This window comes from Acidovorax sp. SUPP2825 (assembly GCF_030158995.1).
In the GTDB taxonomy this organism is placed as follows: Bacteria; Pseudomonadota; Gammaproteobacteria; order Burkholderiales; family Burkholderiaceae_C; genus Paracidovorax.
Genome location: NZ_BQXK01000069.1, coordinates 1 through 597 on the forward strand (window position 1 = coordinate 1; position 597 = coordinate 597).

The following is a 597-nucleotide window of genomic DNA, read 5'->3' on the forward strand; positions in this document are numbered from 1 at the left end:
CCAAGGAACACAGCAACCGCCAGGATCCCAACGGCAAGGGCGGGTGCGAGTTGTGCGCCATCGGCGGGCCGGTCATCCTCTCCAGCGGCCAGAAGCTCATGGACGAGACCGACTTCACCCTGCCCGGCCCCTCCCCCGAGTTGGCCCTGGTCTGGCGGCGGCGCTACCGCTCGGGGCTCGCCGAGGACGGCCCCTGGGGCCGCGGCTGGAGCCACCCGATGGCGCAGGAGCTGCGCCTGTCGGCCGACGGCATGGTGCTGCTGGACGAGGCGGGCCGCCATGTGCCGTTGCCGCAAGTCGCCGTGGGCGGCGACTGGTTCGACCCGTATGAGAAGTTCACCGTGCGCCACCCGGAAGAGGGCCTGTGGGTCATCGCGCACAAGGGGGGCCTGGAGCACCACTACCGCCAGCATGCCCCCGAGCAGTGGCGCCTGCCCCTGGCCCGGATGCAGGATGCGAACGGCAATGCGGTGGCGCTGCACTGGGTGGCGGGTGACGCCGATGCAGGCACGGGCGAGGTGCTGACCTGGAGCGCACGGCAGGCCCGCGAGCAGGCCATGGCAAAGGGTGCGGCCAGTGGCGCTGCGAGCGCAGGGA

General features: G+C 72.0%; 1 protein-coding gene. It reads left to right on the forward strand.

The window, feature by feature from the left end:
• On the forward strand, window positions 1-597 hold a 597-nt coding region (locus AVAK2825_RS24755; protein ID WP_284403129.1), incomplete at both ends, for a DUF6531 domain-containing protein.